Annotated in this window: 18 protein-coding genes; 10 read left to right on the forward strand and 8 right to left on the reverse strand. The window is 55.5% G+C overall.

Annotation, left to right across the window (positions count from 1 at the left end; genetic code table 11):
- Positions 1-2 precede the first annotated feature (2 nt).
- Positions 3-1,349 carry a sodium-dependent transporter gene (locus HNR64_RS15735; RefSeq protein WP_204997363.1) on the reverse strand — a complete coding sequence of 449 codons (1,347 nt, stop codon included), beginning with the start codon at positions 1,347-1,349 and terminating at the stop codon, positions 3-5.
- Positions 1,350-1,537: 188 nt separating this feature from the next.
- On the opposite strand from HNR64_RS15735, the gene typA reads away from it, so the two are divergent.
- From typA to HNR64_RS15755, 4 genes are all read left to right on the forward strand, one after another.
- Entirely contained in the window at positions 1,538-3,346 is a 1,809-nt protein-coding gene (gene typA, locus HNR64_RS15740) for a translational GTPase TypA (protein ID WP_204997364.1), read from the forward strand.
- An 84-nt stretch (positions 3,347-3,430) separates the two neighbouring features.
- The gene (gene pip, locus HNR64_RS15745) at positions 3,431-4,408 is read left to right on the forward strand and encodes a prolyl aminopeptidase (RefSeq protein WP_204997365.1); all 978 of its coding nucleotides are present in this window, start codon (positions 3,431-3,433) and stop codon (positions 4,406-4,408) included.
- A 33-nt stretch (positions 4,409-4,441) separates the two neighbouring features.
- Complete coding sequence (dtd, locus tag HNR64_RS15750) at positions 4,442-4,879, forward strand: D-aminoacyl-tRNA deacylase (RefSeq protein ID WP_204997366.1); 438 nt, start codon at positions 4,442-4,444, stop codon at positions 4,877-4,879.
- Between the two features lie 156 nt (positions 4,880-5,035).
- The gene (locus HNR64_RS15755) at positions 5,036-5,620 is read left to right on the forward strand and encodes a porin family protein (RefSeq protein ID WP_204997367.1); all 585 of its coding nucleotides are present in this window, start codon (positions 5,036-5,038) and stop codon (positions 5,618-5,620) included.
- Between the two features lie 53 nt (positions 5,621-5,673).
- On the opposite strand, the gene HNR64_RS15760 is transcribed toward HNR64_RS15755, so the two are convergent.
- From HNR64_RS15760 to HNR64_RS15790, 7 genes are all read right to left on the reverse strand, one after another.
- Positions 5,674-8,799 (reverse strand): efflux RND transporter permease subunit, encoded by a 3,126-nt coding sequence (locus tag HNR64_RS15760; protein WP_204997368.1) that lies wholly within the window; start codon positions 8,797-8,799, stop codon positions 5,674-5,676.
- Complete coding sequence (locus HNR64_RS15765; RefSeq protein WP_204997369.1) at positions 8,796-9,869, reverse strand: efflux RND transporter periplasmic adaptor subunit; 1,074 nt, start codon at positions 9,867-9,869, stop codon at positions 8,796-8,798. The genes HNR64_RS15760 and HNR64_RS15765 overlap by 4 nt, the downstream gene beginning before the upstream one ends.
- 54 nt (positions 9,870-9,923) lie before the next feature.
- Positions 9,924-11,681: a bifunctional isocitrate dehydrogenase kinase/phosphatase gene (gene aceK, locus HNR64_RS15770; protein WP_204997370.1), complete on the reverse strand. Its 1,758-nt coding sequence runs from the start codon at positions 11,679-11,681 to the stop codon at positions 9,924-9,926.
- 99 nt (positions 11,682-11,780) lie between these two features.
- The gene (locus tag HNR64_RS15775; RefSeq protein WP_204997371.1) at positions 11,781-12,815 is read right to left on the reverse strand and encodes an LLM class F420-dependent oxidoreductase; all 1,035 of its coding nucleotides are present in this window, start codon (positions 12,813-12,815) and stop codon (positions 11,781-11,783) included.
- A gap of 49 nt (positions 12,816-12,864) precedes the next feature.
- The gene (gene rraA / locus HNR64_RS15780) at positions 12,865-13,347 is read right to left on the reverse strand and encodes a ribonuclease E activity regulator RraA (protein WP_204997372.1); all 483 of its coding nucleotides are present in this window, start codon (positions 13,345-13,347) and stop codon (positions 12,865-12,867) included.
- Positions 13,348-13,415: 68 nt separating this feature from the next.
- Positions 13,416-13,979 carry a hypothetical protein gene (locus tag HNR64_RS15785; RefSeq protein WP_204997373.1) on the reverse strand — a complete coding sequence of 188 codons (564 nt, stop codon included), beginning with the start codon at positions 13,977-13,979 and terminating at the stop codon, positions 13,416-13,418.
- A 231-nt stretch (positions 13,980-14,210) separates the two neighbouring features.
- Entirely contained in the window at positions 14,211-15,806 is a 1,596-nt protein-coding gene (locus HNR64_RS15790; protein WP_204997374.1) for an isocitrate lyase, read from the reverse strand.
- A gap of 362 nt (positions 15,807-16,168) precedes the next feature.
- Here HNR64_RS15790 and HNR64_RS15795 point away from each other — a divergent pair, with 362 nt between their 5' ends.
- The 6 genes from HNR64_RS15795 to HNR64_RS15820 all read left to right on the forward strand — a co-directional run bounded on the left by HNR64_RS15795 (position 16,169) and on the right by HNR64_RS15820 (position 22,357).
- Positions 16,169-18,355 (forward strand): malate synthase G, encoded by a 2,187-nt coding sequence (locus HNR64_RS15795; RefSeq protein ID WP_204997375.1) that lies wholly within the window; start codon positions 16,169-16,171, stop codon positions 18,353-18,355.
- A gap of 154 nt (positions 18,356-18,509) precedes the next feature.
- Positions 18,510-19,457 carry a LysR family transcriptional regulator gene (locus HNR64_RS15800; RefSeq protein ID WP_204997376.1) on the forward strand — a complete coding sequence of 316 codons (948 nt, stop codon included), beginning with the start codon at positions 18,510-18,512 and terminating at the stop codon, positions 19,455-19,457.
- A gap of 78 nt (positions 19,458-19,535) precedes the next feature.
- Positions 19,536-19,898, forward strand: a complete 363-nt coding sequence (locus tag HNR64_RS15805; RefSeq protein ID WP_204997377.1) for a hypothetical protein — start codon at positions 19,536-19,538, stop codon at positions 19,896-19,898.
- A 101-nt stretch (positions 19,899-19,999) separates the two neighbouring features.
- Positions 20,000-20,464, forward strand: a complete 465-nt coding sequence (locus HNR64_RS15810; protein ID WP_027873052.1) for an FKBP-type peptidyl-prolyl cis-trans isomerase — start codon at positions 20,000-20,002, stop codon at positions 20,462-20,464.
- A 178-nt stretch (positions 20,465-20,642) separates the two neighbouring features.
- Entirely contained in the window at positions 20,643-21,533 is an 891-nt protein-coding gene (locus tag HNR64_RS15815; protein ID WP_204997378.1) for a phosphoribulokinase, read from the forward strand.
- Positions 21,530-22,357: an HAD-IIB family hydrolase gene (locus tag HNR64_RS15820; RefSeq protein WP_204997379.1), complete on the forward strand. Its 828-nt coding sequence runs from the start codon at positions 21,530-21,532 to the stop codon at positions 22,355-22,357. The genes HNR64_RS15815 and HNR64_RS15820 overlap by 4 nt, the downstream gene beginning before the upstream one ends.
- Positions 22,358-22,408: the final 51 nt, after the last annotated feature.

Genomic DNA, 22,408 nt, shown 5'->3' on the forward strand with positions numbered 1-22,408 from the left:
TATCAGTGGCGCATAAGCCAGCCGAGTAGGCCCAGGCTGTGCAGGAACACCGCGATAATGCCCAGTGGCGCAATGTAGCGCAACAAAAAGCGCCAGGCTTTGAAGACCTTGGCGTGCAATATGCCGGTTTCGTCGAGCACCCGGTCGCTAGGCATCAGCCAGCCGACAAATACCGCGATTAACAGGCCGCCAAGCGGCAGCATAACGTTGGCCGTCAGGTAGTCCAGGGCGTTGAACACGGACTCGTAATGAATGCTCGCGATGCCGCCCAGCCATGCGATACCGGCCAAGCCGAAGGTGGATACCGGCCGCTTGACGCCGTGCTTTTCCAGCCACGCGACGCCCGGCTCAATAAGGGAGATCGACGAACTGAGTGCGGCGATGCTCACCAGCGTGAAAAACAGGGTGCCGAAAAAGATGCCGCCGCTCATGTTGGAGAAGGCGATCGGCAGTGTGACAAACATCAGCCCCGGCCCTTGGCCCGGTGTTAAGTCGTTAGCGAAGACCAGCGGGAACATCGCCATGCCCGCCAATAGGGCAATAATGGTATCCAGTGCGGCGATCGTCATGACAGTTTTGCCGATGGACGAATGCCCGGGAAAGTATGCGCCATAGGCCATGATGGCGCCCATGCCGAGGCTCAGGGTAAAGAAGGCGTGCCCCATCGCTACCAGTATTGCCTCGCCGTTTAGGCGGCTAAAATCCGTGTCGAACATAAAGTGCAGCCCGGCTTCGAAATCGCCGTTTACTGCGCTGTAGCCCACCAGTAGTAACAGGAAGAAAAACAGCATGGGCATCAAAATGTCGACGGCCTTGCCGATGCCCTGTGTGACCCCCGCTGCCACAACGCCGGCAGTGAGCACGCAGAACACGCTGTGCCAAAGCAGCTGTTGGCTGTTGCTGGCGAGTAAGCCGCTGAAATTGCTCTCGATTTGCGCCGGGTCTAAATTGCTGTAAGTGCCGCCGATACTCTGTGATACGTATTCCAACGCCCAGCCAGCGACAACGCTGTAAAACATCATGATAAGCAGGCCGGCGAGCATGCCGACACCCCCGATCACGCCCCAGTAGCGACTGCGTCCGCTTTCTTTTGCCAGTTTGGCCATTGAGTCGGCGGGGTCGCTGCGCCCGGCGCGGCCGAGCATAACTTCAGCAATCATCACGGGAATGCCGATCATCAATATGCAGGCGAGATAAACCAGTACAAATGCACCGCCGCCATATTCACCGGTGATGTAGGGAAATTTCCAAATGTTGCCAAGGCCGACGGCTGAGCCTGTGGCGGCAAGTATAAATGTCCAGCGCGATTTCCATGTCACGCCCTCGGGGGCCGAAAGGGCTTTACTCATATTATTTTTCCGTCGCGGGAAGGCTTTTTTGGGAATTGTAGCGGTAAATGGTACTTCGGCCCAAGGTTTGGCCAGTGCGGTGGCCGAGGAAACACTGGCAATATGTCGTAGATGCTGATGAGTTGTGCGTATCTCGGCGCCGCTGGTGTATACTGCGCGCCCAAATTTATCCGACGACGACCTCGCCCATGATTGATAAGCTGCGCAATATTGCCATCATCGCCCACGTTGACCACGGTAAAACGACCCTGGTTGATAAACTGCTGAGTCAGTCGGGTACGCTCGACCGCCGCAACCAAGACACCGAGCGTGTTATGGACTCCAATGATCAGGAGAAAGAGCGCGGCATTACCATCCTTGCTAAGAACACCGCGATCCGCTGGAACGACTACCGCATTAACATTGTGGACACCCCAGGGCACGCCGACTTTGGCGGTGAAGTTGAGCGGGTGTTGTCGATGGTTGATTGTGTACTGCTGCTGGTAGACGCCGTAGACGGCCCTATGCCGCAAACACGCTTCGTTACACAAAAAGCGTTCGAGCGCGGTCTCAAGCCCATTGTTGTCGTCAATAAAGTCGACCGCCCAGGCTCTCGCCCTGACTGGGTAATCGACCAAGTGTTTGACCTGTTCGACCGCCTGGGGGCGACCGACGAACAGCTTGATTTCCCCATCATTTACGCATCTGCCTTGAACGGTATTGCCGGCCCAGAGGCCGACGAGCTGGCGGAGGATATGACGCCGCTGTTTGAGATGATCGTGGATAAAGTGCCTTCGCCAGATGTCGATGTTGACGGCCCGCTGCAAATGCAAATTTCAGCGCTGGACTACAACAGCTATGTCGGCGTTATCGGTGTTGGCCGCATCACGCGCGGTACCATGAAGCCCAATGAGCAGGTTGTGGTTGTTGGCGCCGATGGTAAGCAGCGCAAAGGGCGTGTGCTTACGGTGATGGGTTATCACGGTCTGGAGCGTGTTGAAGTCGAGCAAGCACAAGCCGGCGATATTGTATGTATCACCGGTATCGAAGGCTTAAATATTTCCGATACCATCTGTTCGCCCAGTCAGCCGGAAGCGTTGCCAGCGCTGACCGTTGACGAGCCCACCGTCAGTATGACCTTCCAGGTTAACGATTCACCGTTTGCCGGTTTGGAAGGCAAGTTTGTTACCTCGCGTAATATCAACGACCGTCTCCAGCAAGAGCTGATCCACAATGTGGCGCTGCGGGTTGAGCAGGGCGACAGCCCCGACAAATTCAAAGTGTCCGGTCGCGGTGAGCTGCACTTGTCGGTATTGATTGAAACCATGCGTCGCGAGGGTTTTGAGCTGGGTGTGTCACGCCCAGAAGTTGTTCAGCGAGAAATTGACGGCGTTCTGCAAGAGCCCTACGAGCAGGTTGTTATCGACGTTGAAGAGCAGCACCAAGGTGCCGTCATGGAAGAGTTGGGTCTGCGCAAGGCAGAGCTGACCAACATGGAGCCCGACGGCAAAGGTCGCGTTAAGCTTGAGTTTATTGCGCCTGCGCGTGGCCTGATCGGCTTCCGTGGTCAATTCCTGACGCTGACCTCGGGCAGCGGTATTATGACCACAGTCTTCGACCACTACGGTGAAGTGAAAGGCGGTGAGATGGCCAAGCGCCAAAACGGAGTGTTGGTCTCAATGGTGAAGGGCAAAACCCTTGCCTACGGTTTGTTTAACCTGCAGGATCGCGGTCGCTTGTTCCTCGGCCACGCTGAGGAGATTTACGAAGGGCAGATTATCGGTTTGCACAGCCGTAGCAACGACCTGGTGGTGAATGCGACCAAGGCCAAGCAGCTGACTAACGTTCGCGCTTCTGGCACCGATGATGCGCTGACGCTGACGCCGCCGGTACGTCATACCCTTGAGCAAGCGCTCGAGTTCATTGAAGACGACGAGTTGGTGGAAGTGACGCCGAAGAGCATTCGCCTGCGTAAAAAGCTGCTAACGGAAAACGAGCGCAAACGCGCGGCAAAATAATTTGCCTGGGGCGAGGGCGGGCAAGCCGTCCCTCGCTGCGCTACACTGAAGGTCTCCGCTGTTAATCGACCTCAGGTGCGCTGAATGTTGGCACTTTATCCCGATATCAAACCTTATCAACGTCATCGTCTGGCTGTTCAAGCCCCCCACGTTCTCTATGTAGAAGAATCTGGTAACCCGGACGGTATCCCCGTGCTATTTGTGCACGGCGGTCCCGGTGCGGGTTGCAGCCCCAAGGCGCGCTGCTTTTTCGACCCAGAAGTCTACCGCATTATTTTGTTTGACCAGCGCGGCTGTGGCCAATCCGAGCCCCATGCCTGTCTGGACAACAATACGACGCAAGCGTTGATCGAAGACATGGAAGCCATTCGAGAGTATTTGGGTGTACATCACTGGGTGCTGTTTGGTGGCTCCTGGGGATCCACGCTCAGTATTGCCTATGCACAACGTCACCCGAGCCGCGTGCTGGCGATGATATTGCGCGGTATATTTTTGTGCCGTCCTCAGGAGCTTCAGTGGTTTTACGAGGAGGGAGGTGCGAGCCGCGTCTTTCCCGATTACTGGCAGGAGTTTGACGAGGCTGCCCATCGCCAGCCCGGTGAGAGCTGGATCGAGGCTTATTATCGGCAGTTGCACGGCAGTAATGAACTGGCGCGGATGTCGGCGGCAAAGGCTTGGTGCCACTGGGAGGGGCGCTGCTCAACGCTGCGTCCTAACCACGATGTTGAGTCGCATTTGCTGGACGCTCACACCGCTGTGGCGATGGCGCATATCGAGAATCACTTTTTCCGCAGTGACCCGTACCTGTTGAATCAGGAAATCCTGGATAATATGTCGGCGCTGGCAGATATACCCGGGGTTATTGTCCACGGTCGTTACGATATGATCTGCCCGCTGGACAATGCGATGAAACTATCGCAATACTGGCCAGCCGCCGAGTTGTTCGTGGTTCGCGATGCCGGGCACTCCGCTTTTGAGCCGAGCATGAGTGATGCCCTGGTTAAGGCGACAGATGAGATTGCCGAGGTGCTGGTACGGCAGTTTTCGGGCGAGGGCGCATAATACTGCGCCACGGATTTACGTATTGAGAATTGAATGAAAGCACTACTTCAACGGGTTCGCCACGCGAAGGTCGAGGTTGATCGGCACTGCGTTGGTGAAATTAGTCAGGGAATATTGTTGTTTCTCGGGCTGGAAAAACACGACAGTGAAACCGAGCTGGAAAAGTTATTGGAAAGGGTACTGAATTACCGCATTTTTTCCGATGAGCAGGGGCGTATGAATTTGTCGCTGCGCGATGTTGATGGCGGGCTGTTGGTGGTTTCCCAGTTTACTCTTGCGGCACAAACCAGTAAGGGGCGGCGCCCCGGATTTTCAACGGCCGCGGAACCCGAGCGCGCCCGCCAGCTTTACGATCATGCCCTGGCGTGGCTTTCTCCTCGCCAGGCAAAACTGGCAAGCGGAGAGTTTGGCGCGGATATGCAGATCTCTCTGCTCAATGACGGGCCGGTGACTTTTCTACTGGAATCGTAACGTTATCCCACTCCCGACAGATTTATGGCAACGCGGTTCCCGCGTTTTTGTCGTTTTTTGCGTCTGTGTCAACTTCTTCACAAAGCCGGTTTTTTCGGTGAACTCAGTAATATGAGCTCGTCTAAAAGGCATCTATTGGCAAAAAAAGGATGTCTTATGAAGCGCATTACATCGACTCTAATGGTTCCCGCTGGCTTTCTTGCACTTGCGGTCAGCTCACCACTGATGGCAAAGGAATTTAGCTACAGTTATGCGGAATTAGGGGTGGCTGATATTGAGGTGGATGATCGCGATGGCGACTACCTTTATGGTGGCGGCTCGCTGGCCTTGGATCGCAATGTATTTATTCGCGCGTCAGTGGGTAATCTGGATTTTGACCCCGGTGAGGCCGATGTGGTGAGCCTCGGTGTGGGCCATCCGATGCGGATATCTGAGCGCAGCGACTTAGTATTGGCGCTGGACTACAGCTATACCGATCCCGACCGGGGTGACAACGACATCGATACCTTGGCAGCGAGTGTGCAATCACGCACCTGGCTGACCAATAATATAGAGGGTAATCTCAGTGCGGGTTATGCCCACGCAGATTACGATAACGGTGACGATAGCGGCGCTGTGCTTGGTGCTGGTGTGCGACTCTACGTGACGCCGCTGGTCTCTGTGGCAGCGGAGCTGAATCGCAGCTTTGTTGGCGACCTGGATACAGACAGCTTTGGCATTAGTGGCCGCGTGCAGTTTTAACTGCGGCGGCGGCAAAAAAAACGGCGCAGGGAGCGCCGTTTTTTTTGCACGCTTCAGAGGGTTTTTGGGCTCAGTCGTTTAGCAAAAAACTGGCTGATGTCATGGGCGATAAAAAACAGGATTGGCACTAAAAATAATGTGACCGCCGTGGCAAACAATATACCGAAGCCAACGGAGGTGGCCATCGGTTTGATGAATTGCGCCTGTATCGAGGTTTCCAGCTGAATGGGCAGTAGCCCCAAAAAAGTGGTCAGTGAGGTCAGTATCACCGCGCGAAAGCGCATCTGTCCGGCTTCGACCACGGCTTTGAGTTTTTCCTCCCCCTCGGAAACCTTCTGGTTGATGAAGTCCACCAGAACCAGCGAGTCATTCACCACCACCCCGGCGAGCGCAACCACACCGATAATAGACAGCATGCTCAGATCATTGCCGGTGAGCCAGTGTCCAATAATGGCGCCTGCCACTGAAAAGGGAATTGCCGACATGATATACAGCGGCTGGATATAGGACTTCAGCGGAATGGCCAGTGCGGCAAAAATCAGCAGTAATACCAGCGACCCCATCACCTGCAGTTCGCGGGTGTCTTTTTGCTGCTCTTCCACCTGGCCGGTGTAGTAATAGCTAACCGTAGGGAATTGTTTCAGTAGTGTGGGCATCACGTCCCGGTCGAGCTTGGCGACCACCGCATCGGGTTCAATGGTGGCTTTGTCGATGCCCGTTTGGATATTGACCACGCGCTTTCTGTCGACCCGTTTGATGCTGGAAATGCCGGAGGAATATTGCGCTTCGGCCACTTCACTGAAGGGTACCCGCTCACCACTAGGCAGCTTGATCCACAATTGTTCCAGGGTTTCCAGCGTGTTGCGCTCGGCGAGCGGCAGTCTCGCGTAGACTCGCACTTCGTGACGGCCGCGTTGGAAACGCTGAATTTCAGCACCAAAGAAGGCTTGGCGCACTTGGCGGGCAATTTCAGCCTGGCCGAGCCCCAGCAATTCGCCGGCGGGTTTAATGCGAATATCCACCTCCGGTGCGCCGGCGCCAAAGGTATCGCGGATATCGAATACACCGCTTATTTGCTGAAGCTCCGCTTTGAGCCACTGTGCGGCGCGCTGCAGCTCAGCGAGGTCGTCAGACTCTAGCGCAACGTCGAGGTCGACGCCTTCGCCCGGGCCCGCTTTCGCATCGAAGCTCAGCTGTTTAATGCCGGGGAGTGGGCCAATCGCTTCTCGCCACCACTGGGCGAGAATAACGGAATCGATTTGCCGTTGTTCCGAAGGGACGAGGGACGCCCAAATTCTTGCCTGGTCGTCGGAGCTGCTCAGGGTTTCAATATTGCTTATGGCGTCGACATCTTCACCAGTGCGTTCGCGGTAGCGCTCATTGACGGTCGTGGCCGCCGCCTCAATTTTCAGCGCGTAGTCATGAGTGAGTTGGTAGGGCGCGCTGGGCGGCAGCCGCAGGCTAATTACGATCTGGTCTGAGGGAACATCGGGGAAGAACACCATGCGGACAATGCCAGCGGGCACCAGGCTGAGAACGACAATAAAGCCGGCCACAAATACGGCGAGGCTGACATAGCGATACGCAAGCAAGGTTTGCAACGCGGGGCGATAAATATTGTACACAAACGCTTTTAGCTGGCGGTCAAGGCCGTTTTGCAGGGCCGCGATGGGGCCGGTGGATTTTTTATCCAGCTTGATATGACGAAGGTGGGCGGGCAGGATCAGCTTGGTTTCTATCAGAGAAAAGATCAGGCAGAAGATCACGACCACCGCGATATTGGAGCCAAAGCGGCCGATGTGCGAGGTCATTGTCAGCATTGGGGTGAAGGCGATAATAGTCGTAAGCACGCCAAAAATTGTCGCTGTCGAGACGCGTTTTACCCCGTGAATAATGCTGTCTAAGCCTTGCTGTTCTCTCTCCAGGTAGCTGTAGGCACTCTCGCCGGTAACAATGGCATCGTCCACCACAATGCCCAGCACGAGCAAAAAGCCGAATAGCGACATCAGGTTTATCGAGTAGTCGAAAAAGCCAAGGTTCATTACCATCATGGCGCCAAGAAAGCTGAATGGCACGCCGATTAACACCCAAAAGGCCATGCTCAGGCGTAAAAATAGCGCCAGTGCCAATAGAACTAAAATGCCCCCTTGCAGCGCATTTTTGAGTAGTAGGTCAATTCGGCCTTTGAGGATGCGCGAGTTATCGAACCAGACATTGAGGCTGACACCATCGGGTAATTCCAGTTGCTTCTGGGCAGCGTAGTCTTTGACTAACTGGCTGACATCGAGGGTGCTCTGGCGGCCGACGGTGAAGATTGTGAGCCGCGCGCCGTTGGCGCCATTCAGTCGGCTGAGAATAGGCTGCTCGCTGAAACCATCGCGCACATTGGCAATATCGCCTAGCAGCAAGCGGGTGCCGTCCGGGCGGGTGAGTAGCGGAATGCGGCGATACTCATCGCCACTGTAGGCCTGACCTTGTGAGCGAAGAGTAATCGTACCGCTGTCGGTGCGAACATTGCCGCCGGGCAAGTTTTCGGATCGACTGCGAATGAGCGTTACCACTTGGTCGAAACTCAGGCCGTACTGGCGAAGTGTGCTGTCGGAGAGCTCGATGGCCACCTCGTAATCGCGTACACCGACGAGTTCAATCTGGGTAATCTCGCCGGTGGCCAGCAGGTCGTCGCGCACGTCGTCCGCAAGGGCTTTGAGTTGATGCTCGCTAAGCTTTTCGCCAGCGATACTCAGGTTGATGGTGTGATTCTTGGCCAGTATTTCTTCAATGATGGGTTTTTCGGCATTGGCGGGAAACGACGCGATGGCGTTAACGCGGGAGGTGACATCGTTGAGCACCGGCGCCATATCGGTCTTGGGCTGCATTTGCACTAGCACTGTGGCGACATTCTCATTGGCTTCAGCAATGATGTCGTCGACGTCTTCCATATCCTGCAGGGCTTCTTCAATTTTGATCAGAATGCCTTCCTCTACCTCGCTGGGGGAGCTGCCAGGGTAGGGAACAGTGATACGGATCATCTCCAGTGGGATTGTGGGGAAGACCTCTTTGCGCAAATCTAACAGGGAGACCAGCCCGGCGAGCATCACCACGGCCATTAACAGGTTGGCGGCGACAGGATTGCGGGCCATCCAGCCAATGGCGCCACTGCGGCGATCATAGGAGGTCATAGCGACTCGACTCTAACTTTCATGCCCTCGGTCATAATGTCGAGGCGGCTGAGTACCAGCTGGTCGCCGACGTTTATGTCTCCTCTTACCACGGCGTATTGGGCATTCTTTTGCAGTAGGGTTACCGCCACGCTCTGCAATTGCTGCTGTGGGTCGAGGCGGTAAACGAAGCGGTTTTCAAAAACCGCGCTCTCGGGAATGCGAAAGGCGTCGTCAAATTCAACGCCGTGAATGTCGGCGCGAACAAACTGACCGATGCGCAACGCCGGCTTGGTTGCGTAGGGGGCATCCAGCACTGCCACGGCATAGGCGACCCGAGTCGCGTCGTCCAATTGTTGATTGAGGCGACCGAGGCGCGCTTGCCAGCGACCGGTTTGTTGGTCGATGGCATGGAGCGTAACGCTGGCGCCATCGACTGCCTCCAGCATCTCTAACTCGGCGTGGCTAATCGGCAGGGGAATCTCTACTTGGTCGACCGCTTGAAAGCTGGCGAGGACACTGCCGGGAGCCACATACTGCCCGAGAGCCACTTGTTTGATACTGACCAGCGCTTCCATCGGCAGCGAGATTTCTGTCCGCGAAAGGTCGACATTGGCCTTGCGGATTTGCGCTTTGGCGGCGGCAATCTGGGCGCGCGCCCGTCGAATTTGCGGGTGGCGTGGGTTGCGGGTTTCAAAGCGGCTGCGGGTGTCTGCCAAGGCTAGCTCGGCATCGCGCAGGGCGAGTAGCGCCTGGGCTTCTGCCAGTTTGTATTGGCTGCGGTCTACTCTGGCGATGGGGGTATCGGCAGCGATAATGGCGCCGACCTCCAGCGCAGGGTTCACCCAGGTGACTCTGCCGGCGACGTCACTGGTTAATTGCAAGGTGGTTTTTGCTCTCACCGTGCCGTGCGAGCCAAGGGTCATCGCGGCCCCTTGGCGCTCGATGGTGTGCACCTGCACAAGCGGTTGCTCGTCCACGCGGGGTTGGGATACAAGCTCTGGCCGGCTGCTGATGAGCACCTTGGCCAGCAGCAGTGCGCCGATAACGATTAACGGTGGTAGTACGAACTTGAGGCGTTTTCTTAACACGGTAATCGCGATCCCTGAAATTGCTGCCTATATAGGTGTTATTCCCAGCCAGAGTTAATTTGAGGTGGCCGGGCTGTTGTTGCCGCCATCGCGCTGTTGAAAGCGCTGTTTCTTTCTATACGGGAATACGTCGGCGACATAACCGTTGCGAATCTTGTCCTGCAGCTCGCGCCAGTAATCGGGGTCGTAGAGGTCGCTGTGCAATTCGTCAAATACCTTCTTGGCGCGCTGATTCCCTGAGAAGAACAGGCGAAACTCTTCCGGGAACACATCCTCGGGTTTGACCTCATACCAGGGGTGAGTGGCCATGGCCTGCTCCTCTGTTTTGGGCTCTGGCAGGCGGCGGAAGTTACAGTCGGTCAGTGGACAAATTTCGTCGTAGTCATAGAACACCACGCGTCCGTGGCGGGTAACGCCAAAGTTTTTAAGCAGCATATCGCCGGGGAAAATATTCCCCGCGGCGAGCTGTTTAATGGCGCTGCCGTATTCGTCCATCACGCTGTAAAGCTGCTCTTCGTTGCAGTCTTTCAGGTAGAGGTTGAGAGGAATCATTTTCCGCTCAATATAGACGTGCTTGAGTATCAACACATTGCCGTGCTCCTCGACCAGCGAGGGAGCCTCTTTGTAGAGCTCGGCCATGAGCTCGTCGGAGAAACGGCGGCGGTCAAAGGCCAGGTTGTTAAATTCCTGGGTGTCGGCCATGCGGCCGCCGCGGTCCCAGCGTTTTACCAGGCTGTAGCATTTTCTAACGTGTTCCCGGCTCATCTCTTTAGGAGGCGTGAACTTGTCTTTGATCACTTTGTACACGTACCCGAAGTCTGGCCGGGTGAATACCAGCATCACCATGCCCTTGATCCCGGGGGCGATCACGTAGGGATCTTCGCTGTTTAACGTATCGTTGACGGCAAAGCGGTAAAACTCCGTTTTACCGTGCTTTTGCATACCGATTGCGTTGTAGAGTTCAAACACCTCTTTGTGCGGCATGAGGCGTCGTAAAAATGCCACGTATTCCGAAGGAATCGAGGCGTCGACCATGAAGTAGCTGCGGCTGAAGCTGAAAAGAATTGAGAGGTCGTCAGGCTCGTGCAACAGGGTGTCGACGAAGAGCGAACCGTCATCGGAGTGCAGGATCGGCAGCACGAAGGGCTTGCTGAAATTGCCGCTGTAGGCGCGCCCAACCAAATACGCCGCTTTGTTACGAAAGAATAGTGACTCCAGGGTCTCGACCCAGATCTCCCCAGTGCCTTCGGGGATGCGGGGAACCAGGTCTTGGTTGACGACGTTCATGACAAATTGAATGTCGCGCTGCTGGTCTTCCCAGGGAATATTGAACTCACAGTCGTCCAACATTTGTTTGACGATGGCGGCGCCATTATCGCCGTTGAACTTGTAGCGCCGGAGAATAGAGTCGCTGTCGATTGGGCCTCGGTGTCCTGCCGGTGTGGTGGCAAAGGTGTGTTGATCCCGAATTTTTTCGTGCTCGAAGACGTAGCAGTAAATGGAGTTAAAGAAGGATTGTGCAATCTCGTAATTGTCGTGATTCTGAATTAGCTCGGCGTATTCTTGCTTGGCAACTTCCCAGTGCTCGCGGTCCTGCACGCTGCCGCCGGTAATGGTGTGGGCGGCTTCGGCGACAATGACCCGTTTTTGCTTCCAGAGGTTGAGGCGCGCGCGCATCGCCTCTTGAGAGCCGTGCCAATCGGCGGCTTCAAAACGGGCTTGGGCGCCGAGGGTGATATTTTTAAATTCGGCGAAAAACGCATCGAAGCCATTGAGAATGGCCATCGCGAGTCGGCGGGTAACAGCGGTCATTGCTGGTAGTGTCCTGTCACGTAGGAGGGTATGGCTAAGAGTCTGCCCGACTTTCGCAGAAAAGCGAAGTCGGGCAGTGGGGGGCTGTGATGTTTGCGCTTACAGGAAGCAGTCCGCCATTACTTCACGGGCTTCAGCCTGCTGGCAGTTGAGGATCATTGTGCCGACTTCGCCGCGTTGATTCGCTGCTTTCCAATCCTGGGCGCGCTCGCGAATGCGGGCTTCTGGGCCAACCAGCGCGACCTCGTCGACAAGTTCGTTGGGCACCGCTTCGCGGGCTTCATCCTTCTTGCCGGCCAGGTAGAGGTCCTGCACTTTTTCTGCCGCGTCGCCGTAGCCCATACGGGTGGCGTAGTCAGTGTAGAAGTTCTTGCCCTTGGCGCCCATGCCGCCAATATATAGCGCGAGGAAGTCTTTAATGAAGTGGCGACAGCCATCGAGGTTGTCGTCCATGATAACGCCGACAAAGGGGGCGACATCGAAGTCGGCCTTGCTGCGGCCACTCTTCTCCAGGCCCTTGTTGATCGCGGGCTCAAGCACCGAATATTTGTCTGGGCTCATCCACACCGGGAATACGCCGTCGGCGACTTCGGCCGAGGCGGCTACCCCGGCGGGAGTGATGGACGCCGTGTAAATGGGGATGCTGGGGTCGCCGTGCAAAATTGACTTAAGCGCTTTGCCCAGGCCGGTGGTGCCTTCGCCTTTGTTGGGAATCTGGTACATCTTGCCGTCAAACTCCAGCGGGCCTTTACGCTCGAAAATCTGCTTCATAATTTTGATGTACTCGCGGGTGCGGGTGACGGGCTTGCCGTAGGGCACGCCGTGCCAGCCTTCCACCACCTGCGGTCCCGATGCACCCAGGCCGACGATAAAGCGGCCATCGGACAGGGAGTCCAGGCTCATTGCCGTCATCGCTGCCATGGCGGGGCTGCGAGCAGGCATCTGCATAATGGCAGTACCCACCTTAATTTTTTCGGTTTGTGCAAGTATCCAGGCGGCCGGGCTAACGGCATCAGAACCATAGGCTTCAGCTGTCCACACTGAGTCGAAGCCCAGGGCTTCGGCGTGTTTAATGTCATCCATTGGCAGCGTTAATTTCGCACCTGAGTAGCCCAGTAGTAGTCCCAGTTTCATTGCTGTTCCCCTTATTATTTTAGCGGGGCCCTGCGCCCCCTTGAATCGGTTAGCTTACCAGCGCTTTGCTGGAGAAGATAACGCCGGTTTCATCGGCATAGGCATAGTCGCCCGGTGCGATATCGATAGCACCAAAGTGTAGGGCAACATTGAGTTGCCCCTCGTTGCGCTTCTCGGTTTTACGCGGCACGCTGCCCAGTGCCAATATGCCTAGCTCCATCGGGGCGATCTCTTCCACATCGCGCAGGTAGCCGTAGATGATAATACCGCTCCAACCATTTTTAACCGCGGCGCCAGCAAGGTTGTCTCCAAGCAGTGAACGTCGCACTGAGCCGCCGCCATCAACGACTAATACGCGGCCTTCGCCAGGCTGTTTAACTTGCTCGGCAACCAGGGAGTTGTCTTCAAAGCACTTAATGGTGACAACTTGGCCGCCGAAATTGTGAGTCGCGCCGTAGTGGCGCAGCGGCAGTTCAAGAACGCGTACGTCGTCGCCGAATTCGTCGCAGAGATCGGGTGTAGAGATGGGCATGATTTTCCTCCGGGGCTCAACGCGGCAGTGTTGGCGCTGAGCATAAAATAAATGATTCGGTTTGGGCCTTAGTCTGTGACTACAGCGAGGCACGATGCACTAATATCTGCATCGTAATAGGCCATGCCCAATTTATTTAGGTACTCCAAGCGGTCGGCTTTCATTAGGTCTATTTCGGGCGCGTCGAAATTGTTAGTTTGGTAAATACCTGCCAGATAAGCCATAAATTGCTCGCCCTCTTCGACTAATAATAAGCTGGCGGCGCCTACATCGGGTTTCACTTTGGCGTTCAGTTCTTCAGGAAGTGTTACCGCAAGTACAACTGGCTGCTCCTCGCCCTGAAACCTTACGAGGCGATTTCTCACGGTTTGCTCGGCCCAGTAAAAAGCCAATTCCTTGCTCTGGGTTAAGAAGACCGGCTCAATGGATTCGGAATAGCTATTGCCGATAGTGGCCATGGTTTCTTTGGCCGCTTGCTTCAGTGCCTTGTCGCCGGAGCGTTTTAAGCCCTGCTCCATGATGGCGTCAACCAGCGCCGAAGAGGTACCGTGATACCACGTGCTGCTGGTGGTAAAGCCCTGTTCGCTTAATAAAGCCCTGGCATCTTTAAGAAAATCTGGTGCGTCAGTCATAGTAGAAGTTACACAGTCGGTTTGAGTTGGAAAGCATGTAGAAGTTTAGGGAAGCTTTGCACAGCTTAGCAATATCTCTGCGGGCCCTAAAAGGTCTGCGATTATCTTATTTAGCTAATTCTGCCCACAAAAAAGGCGACGCCTTTTTAAGGTGTCGCCTTTCGATTCGCAAGTGCGCTGTGCCCCGCGTGTTGCTAATTGCCGGGCACGTCGCCTAACGCGTGTTCAGATTTAGCTGAACTGGTTAGAGGTGTTTTTCGCACCACCTGCTTTCAGTGCCATTTCACCTGCGTAGTACTCTTTGTGATCGTCGCCCAGGTCAGAACCGGCCATGTTTTGGTGCTTAACACAGGCGATACCCTGACGGATCTCTTTACGCTGAACGCCTTCAACGTAACCCAGCATTGCTTTGTCACCGAAGTACTCTTTCGCCAGGTTGTCTACAGACAGTGCTGTAGTGTGGTAAGTCGGCAGAGTGATCAGGTGGTGGAATACGTTCGCTTCACGGGCAGTGTCTGCCTGGAAGGTGCGTACACGCGCATCAGCTGCAGCAGACAGTTCAGAGTCGTCGTACTCAGCAGACATCAGGTTGTCACGGTCGTAAGCAGAAACGTCTTTACCTTCAGCCGCCCATGCATCGTAAGTCTGCTGACGGAAGTTCAGTGTCCAGTTGAACGAAGGCGAGTTGTTGTAAACCAGTTTCGCATCGGGGTGAACCTTGCGAATCTCGTCCATCATGCCTTTGATTTCGTGAACAGTCGGTACTGCAGTTTCGATCCACAGCAGGTCAGCGCCAGCGTTGATCGCTTCGATGCAGTCAAATACGCAACGCTCGTGGCCAGTGCCCTGGCGGAACTGGTACAGACCTGAAGGCAGGCGCTTAGGACGAACCAGCTTGCCGTTGCGGCTGATCAGTACATCGCCTTCAGCAGTGTCTTCTGGGGCAACTTCTTCACAATCCAGGAAAGAGTTGTAAATGTCACCTTGGTCGCCTGGCTCGCGAACAACAGCGATCTCTTTGGTCAGGCCAGCACCTTCAGAGTCAGTACGTGCAACGATAACACCGTCATCAACACCCAGCTCAAGGAATGCGTAACGCAGCGCGCGCAGCTTAGCGTGGAAGTCAGCGTGAGGTACGGTTACTTTTCCGTCCTGGTGACCACACTGCTTCTCATCGGCAACCTGGTTTTCGATCTGCAGGCAGCATGCACCGGCTTCGATCATTTGCTTGGCCATCAGGTAAGTCGCTTCAGCGTTACCAAAACCGGCATCGATGTCTGCAACGATGGGTACAACGTGAGTTTCGTGGTTGTCGATCTTGCTTTGGATTTCAGCTTCTTTAGCGCTGTCGCCAGCTTCACGCGCTGCGTCCAGCTCGCGGAACAAGCCACCCAGCTCACGTGCGTCAGCTTGGCGCAGGAAGGTGTACAGCTCTCTTACCAGGTCGGCAACAACGGTTTTCTCGTGCATAGACTGGTCAGGCAGAGGGCCAAAGCTAGAGCGCAGTGCAGCAACCATCCAGCCAGACAGGTAGAGGTAGCGGCGCTCAGTTGAGCCGAAGTGCTTTTTGATAGAGATCAGCTTTTGCTGACCAACAAAACCGTGCCAGCAGCCCAGAGACTGAGTGTACTTGGTTTTGTCTTTGTCGAACTCGGCCATGTCGCGACGCATGATGCCAGCAGTGTACTTGGCAATGTCCAGGCCGGTTTTGAATTTGTTCTGAGCACGCATGCGCGCGGCAGATTCGGGGTTGATAGCATCCCATGGGCTACCGGCTTGTTCTTTAAGTCCGGCGATGGATTGGATGTCTGCTTCTAACGATGACATATGCGGTCCCTTTTCATTGCGGTGGGTGGTTTAACGCAGGCTAGTGTACTCGCGACCTATAAATTTTTCTAATTTATAGATTCTATATTCGGTATTTTCGGTGGGAATATTGCTGGGGGTTGTGCTGCTTCGCTTATGTTAAGCGATTTCTATTTTAATAAATTGCTGCGGGGCCTGCTGCCCGTCCACCATTTAATAAATGAATAACAAGCATAATGTGGATATATTTGTGAAATTATTGGCGGGTAGCTAGGATGTACTTCTAAGCCGTTATCTCTGATTTGCATGTGTTAGCTGTTAACATTCATGCTTCTTATATGAAGGGCGGTTTACAGACTCACCGACGCTAGAAGGAGTGGCAGATGTCAGCGCAGCAAATCAACCGGGTAGAACACAGTGGTCTTCAGATTGCCGAGGTCTTGTACCGTCTGGTGAATGAGCAAGTTGCCCCGGGTACCGGCATCGAGCCCGACGCATTCTGGTCTGCACTGGCCGAGATTGTCGCTGATCTGGCGCCAAAGAACAAAGCTCTGTTGGCCAAGCGGGACGAGATTCAGGCCAAGATCGACGATTATCACCGCGCCAACCCGGGTAAGCCGGATATGGCGGCGTATAAAACTTTCCTGGAAGAGCTGGGTTATCTGCTGCCCGAGCCCGCTGATTTTACCATTACCACCGAAAACGTCGATCAAGAAATTGCCGAACTCGCTGGCCCTCAACTGGTAGTGCCGGTGATGAATGCCCGGTTTGGTCTGAATGCTGCCAACGCCCGTTGGGGTAGCCTGTACGACGCTCTGTACGGCACCGATGTGATTTCTGAAGAGGGTGGTGCCGAGCGCGCTGGCGCTTACAACCCGGTTCGCGGTGATAAGGTTGTCGCCTATGCCAAGGCCTTCCTCGACAAGCATGTTGCTCTGGCTGAAGGCAGTCACGCCGATGCCACGGCATACAAAGTAGAAAATGGCAGTCTGGTAGTTAGCCTGGCGAATGGCGCCAATACCGGTCTGCAAGCGCCGGAGAAATTTGCCGGTTATATCGGCGATGCCGCTGCGCCCAGCAATATCCTGTTGGTTAACAACGGCCTGCATATTGATATTCAGATTGACGGCAGCCACCCGATTGGCAAAACCGATGCCGCTCAGGTGAAAGATGTTTGCCTGGAATCTGCCCTGACCACCATTCAGGACTGTGAAGACTCAGTTGCTGCGGTAGACGCGGAAGACAAGTGTGTGGCCTACAGCAACTGGCTCGGCCTGATGAAGGGCAACCTCAGCGAAACCTTTAGCAAAGGTGGCAAAGAGCAGACTCGTCGCATGGCTGAAGACCGCGTGTTCACCGCGCCCAATGGCGGAGAAAAAGTGCTGCACGGCCGCAGCCTGCTGCTGGTGCGTAACGTCGGTCACCTGATGACCAATAACGCGATTATCGATGCACAGGGCAACGAAATCCCTGAAGGCATTATGGACGCCATGGTTACCGTACTGGCGGCGATGCACGATTTGAAAAAGACCGGCAGCCTGAGCAACTCGCGCACCGGCAGTGTTTATATCGTTAAGCCGAAAATGCACGGCCCCGAAGAAGTGGCATTTGCCGCCGAGCTGTTTGGCCGCGTTGAAGACGCTCTGGGTCTGGCTCGCAATACCCTGAAAATAGGCATTATGGATGAGGAGCGCCGTACCACGGTTAACCTTAAAGCCTGTATTGCTGCCGCCAGTGAGCGCGTGATCTTTATCAATACCGGCTTTTTGGATCGCACCGGCGATGAAATTCACACCAGCATGGAAGCCGGCGCTTTTGTCCGCAAGGCTGACATGAAGCAACAGGCTTGGATCAACGCCTACGAAGACTGGAACGTCGATATCGGTCTGGCCTGCGGCCTCAGTGGCAAGGCGCAAATCGGTAAGGGCATGTGGGCCATGCCAGACGAAATGGCGCAGATGATGGAAGCCAAAATCGGCCACCCCAAAGCTGGCGCCAACTGTGCCTGGGTACCGTCGCCCACGGCAGCCACCCTGCACGTAATGCACTACCATGAAGTGAATGTGCGCAGCCAGCAAGAGCAGTTGGCGGACCGTCAGCGCGCCGCTTTGGAAGATATTTTGACCATCCCAGTCGCCGAAAACACCGACTGGAGCGCCGAAGAGATTCAGAACGAGCTGGATAACAATGCCCAGGGTATTCTCGGCTATGTTGTTCGCTGGATCGATCAGGGCGTGGGCTGCTCTAAAGTGCCAGACATCAACGATGTGGGCCTGATGGAAGACCGCGCGACACTGCGTATTTCTAGTCAGCACATCGCCAACTGGTTGCGCCACGGCATCTGCAGCGAAGAGCAGGTAATGGAAACTATGCAGCGGATGGCGGCAGTTGTTGATCGCCAGAATGCCGGCGATGCAAGCTACCGCAATATGGCGCCGAACTTCGACGATAGTGTGGCTTTCCAGGCCGCTTGTGAGCTGGTTTTTGAAGGTGTCAAACAGCCCAGTGGCTACACAGAACCAGTATTGCACCGCCGCCGTATTGAATACAAAGCGAAGCACGGCGCTTAAGGACTCCGGTCCACAACGATTTCCTGTCAGTGAGGCTTGGCCCGGTTCTACCGGGCCTTTTTTTTGCCTGCTTTCTATGTGCTTTGCTGGCGAAGTGGCGAAAAACTGCCCATAATCACCCCGTATTATATTGAGTAGCGGAGTCATCAGTCTCATGAATTTATCGCGTATCGACCTGAACCTGCTGGTTTACCTGGACGTGCTTCTGCGCGAGAAAAATGTCACGCGAGCGGCGGAGCAGTTGGGAATTACCCAGCCAGCCCTGAGTAACGGTTTGCGGCGCTTACGTGACCTGTTTAATGACCCGCTTTTAGTGCGCACCAGTGAGGGGATGACGCCGACAGAGCGCGCGCTGGAGCTGCAGCCGCAGGTAAGGAATATTCTGTCCTCAGTAGAACAGGCGGTGCTGCCCGTATCAGACTTTGAAGTGACAGAGAGCACGCGGGTGTTCCGGGTTATGGCCAGTGACTACGCCGAGTCGACCTTGTTGACGAGGCTCTTGTTCAAGCTCCGCGACGAGGCACCTAATATTACACTGGATATCCTGACGCCCTCCGATGTGACCTTCCAGGACCTTGAGCAAGGCAAGATCGATATGGCGGTCAACCGTTTCGACCGTTTGCCGCAATCCTTCCATCAGGCTACCGTCTGGCGCGACAGTTTTTCCTGCCTGATGAGCAGCGAGAATAAGGCGCTGGAGAACTTTGATATGGATGCCTTTCTTGCTGCGCCGCATATCTGGGTAAGCAAGACCGGTATGGGGGTTGGCCGTGGCATGAGCCACAGAGACAGTCAGCGCTTGGGCTGGGTGGATGAGGCACTGGCCGAAGTGGGGCACGAACGTCAGATTCGCGTTTTCACGCGCCACTATCAAGTGGCTGCCTTGCTGGCGAGGCACCCCGACCTGATCGCTACCCTGCCTACCCAGGTCGCCAAGTTGTACGCCGAAGATCCACGGCTGGCAGTTCGCAAGCCGCCATTTATGATTATTCCCATCGAGCTGAAACTGGCTTGGAGTCCGCTCCTGCAGCACGACCCCGGTCACATTTGGTTGCGCCGCCGCATCGTTGATATGGGCCAGGAAATGATCGAGCACGGCTAGCGAGATTTACTTATATAGCCGCCCGCCGGCACTGCGTAAACTGCAGTTTTTATCTGTAGGGCATCCGGGGTGCACCAGTTGAGTTTTGGTCGCGTTCGACCAGTCGGCAATATTGTCGAACTCTGTATTGACGAGGGGCGTGAATTGACGCTCCAGTCCCTCACTGAATTTCGCACGTGGATAGGCGCGCATATGCCCCCGCGGTTTGCGGTGTTGGTCACGGGCTCCTTAGATTTCTCGCTGGGCTTTGAAGCGCAGGCCGACTTGGGAAATGTTGCGGGCTTACAGGCTATCGCCATCGTTCGGCAATTTCCGCGCAGTGACTTGGTTTTCGATGTTATTCGTCGTCTGCCACGCGATCACGTACTTAAACTAGAGTTATTTCCCTCGCGCGACAGCGCTTGCAAGTGGCTTAGAGAACACTTGGCCATGCCCCATTAATCGGACAAATATTCCCCAAACCCTGGCCTGAACCGCCGCTTCGCGTGACCTCGTCGGCTAAAGCTGTCATGCTTGCCGCCTCATTTTAACGGGAGGTTCCCATGAATATTGCCAACGATTGCGTGGTGGCATTTCACTACACCCTCACCGATGACAACGGTGTGGAACTCGATTCATCAAAAGGTCAGGATCCCCTGGCGTATCTGCATGGCCATGGCGGCATTATCCCCGGTCTTGAGCGCGAGCTGGAAGGCAAAGCCGCGGGTGATGAATTGAAAGTGACTGTTCAGCCAGGCGACGCCTATGGCGAGCTCAACCCCGAGCTGATTCAAGCTGTGCCCCGCGACGCTTTCCAAGGTGTAGAGCAGATCGAGGTGGGTATGCAGTTCCAGGCGCAGGGCGCTGGTGGTCAAGTGCAGATGGTCGTTGTAAAAGCGGTTGATGACGAGAACGTCACGGTCGACGCCAACCATCCACTGGCAGGCCAAACACTTCACTTCGAAGTCAGCATTGCCGACGTGCGTCAGGCAAGCGAAGAGGAAATTGCTCACGGTCACGTGCACTGATTGAGCGGTTTGACGGGCCGGTAGCCATCGGCCTGTCCCCCCTGGGTTCCCCACTTTCGTATTTTCCCCCCGTGTTTCACCCTGTCGCCGTTGCTGGCAAGAAACCTGCTTGTTTACCTTGAGCGGCCGCTTTTATTGGTGGCTATTATGCTTATAAGAATTCAAGGAGAAGCATTGAGTGTCTCAATTAGAACTTGGTATCGCAGCGTTTTTGCAGCGTGAGTCGTTGCCGGCCAGGTATTCCCAGCAAATCCATGAGTATTTTCTGCCCTTTATTCAGGGGTATCTGGCAGCCCCGGCCGAGGGTGTTCGCGTGCTGGGTATTCACGGCGCGCAAGGCAGTGGTAAATCCACGTTAACGGCCTTTTATCAATGGTATTTGAGTGAGTGTTGTGGCCTTCGCGTGGCGGCTATCTCTTTGGATGATTTCTACCTCTCCCCTGAACAGCGCGAACAATTGGCGCAGCAGGTTCACCCCTTACTCGCTACCCGAGGCGTGCCTGGCACGCACGATGTTGCCTTGGCTCGTCGCACCTTGTCCGCGCTCAGGGCAGGCGAGGCGTGCTCGTTACCGCGATTTGATAAAGCGCGGGATCGCGCCTTTCCCTCAGTCGAATGGCCTCAGGTGAGCGGTGTCGATGTGGTGATTTTCGAGGGCTGGTGCCTGGGGGTGCCCCCTCAGCGGGATGCCGAATTACGTGACCCAATTAACGCCCTGGAGCATGGCGAAGATGCCTCGGGAAACTGGCGCCGCTGGGTGAATGAGCAGTTGCAAGCGGTGTATCAACCGCTGTTTGCCGAGCTCGATTATTTACTGATGCTGCAGGCGCCGAGCTTTGACTGTGTGGCACACTGGCGCAGTGAACAGGAAAAAAAGCTAATGGCTCGGCGAGCGAATGACCCCAACGCACAGTTTATGAGCGCCGCCCAGATACATCGGTTTATCAGCCATTACGAGCGCTTAACGCGGCATGCCATTACGGTGTTGCCGGCGCAGGCCGATGCCTGCATGGTGCTTGACGCTCAGCGCCGAGTGCGAGCATTACAGTACCGGGAGGCAGACTCGTGAAGCCCTGTGTTGTGTTTACCGACTTAGATGGCAGCTTACTCGACCACGACAGCTACTCGTTTGCGGCGGCCGCGCAAGCGCTGGCGTTGCTGGCGTTGCGCAACATCCCCTGGATATTGAACAGCAGCAAAACGGCCGCCGAGATGTCAGTACTCCGCCAACAGCTGAACAATCGTTATCCCTACATTGTCGAGAATGGCGCGGCGGTGATTTACCCGGAGAATGCGCCGGACGGCTTGCGCGAGTGTCGCTGGGGGCGGGTAAAGCAATTGGCCCGCTGTCGAGAGGACTTCCTTCCACGCTTGCACCAGTGGCGAGCGGAGGAGGGGGTTCGCTTTCGCGGCTTTGCGGATATGAGTGCACCAGAGTTGTGCGACGAAACCGGGTTGACCCAAAATGAAGCGGAGGCGGCTTTGCAGCGGGAATATTCCGAGCCGATTGTCTGGCAGGGCGACGATGCGAGCTGGCAGCGCTTTGAGCGACGGTTAACGGCGGAGGGGCTCCGAGCTCAGCGTGGCGGACGATTTATTCATATCAGCGACCACTGCGACAAGGGGCAGGCCATGCTCTGGCTGGCGCCTCGTCTGGTCGAGGGCTGCCAGGCCCCTCGCACCATTGCCTTGGGTGACGGCGGGAATGATGTGCCCATGCTCGCGCTGGCGGATGAGGCGGTGTTGATTCGCTCCCATGCCAATGCGCCACCGCCGGTTCCTGCGCCGAGAGGGCGCCTACAATTAACCGATGCTGTTGGCCCTGAGGGGTGGAATAGCGCTGTATTAGCGCTGTTGGACGACAACGCTAGAAACGGCACGGAAAATGCCTAGTAATGTATAGGTAATCGGGCGTCTGATTGCCACCTCGACAATGCTAGGGCA

It is taken from the genome of Spongiibacter marinus (genome assembly GCF_016906995.1).
GTDB classification, from domain to species: domain Bacteria; phylum Pseudomonadota; class Gammaproteobacteria; order Pseudomonadales; family Spongiibacteraceae; genus Spongiibacter; species Spongiibacter marinus.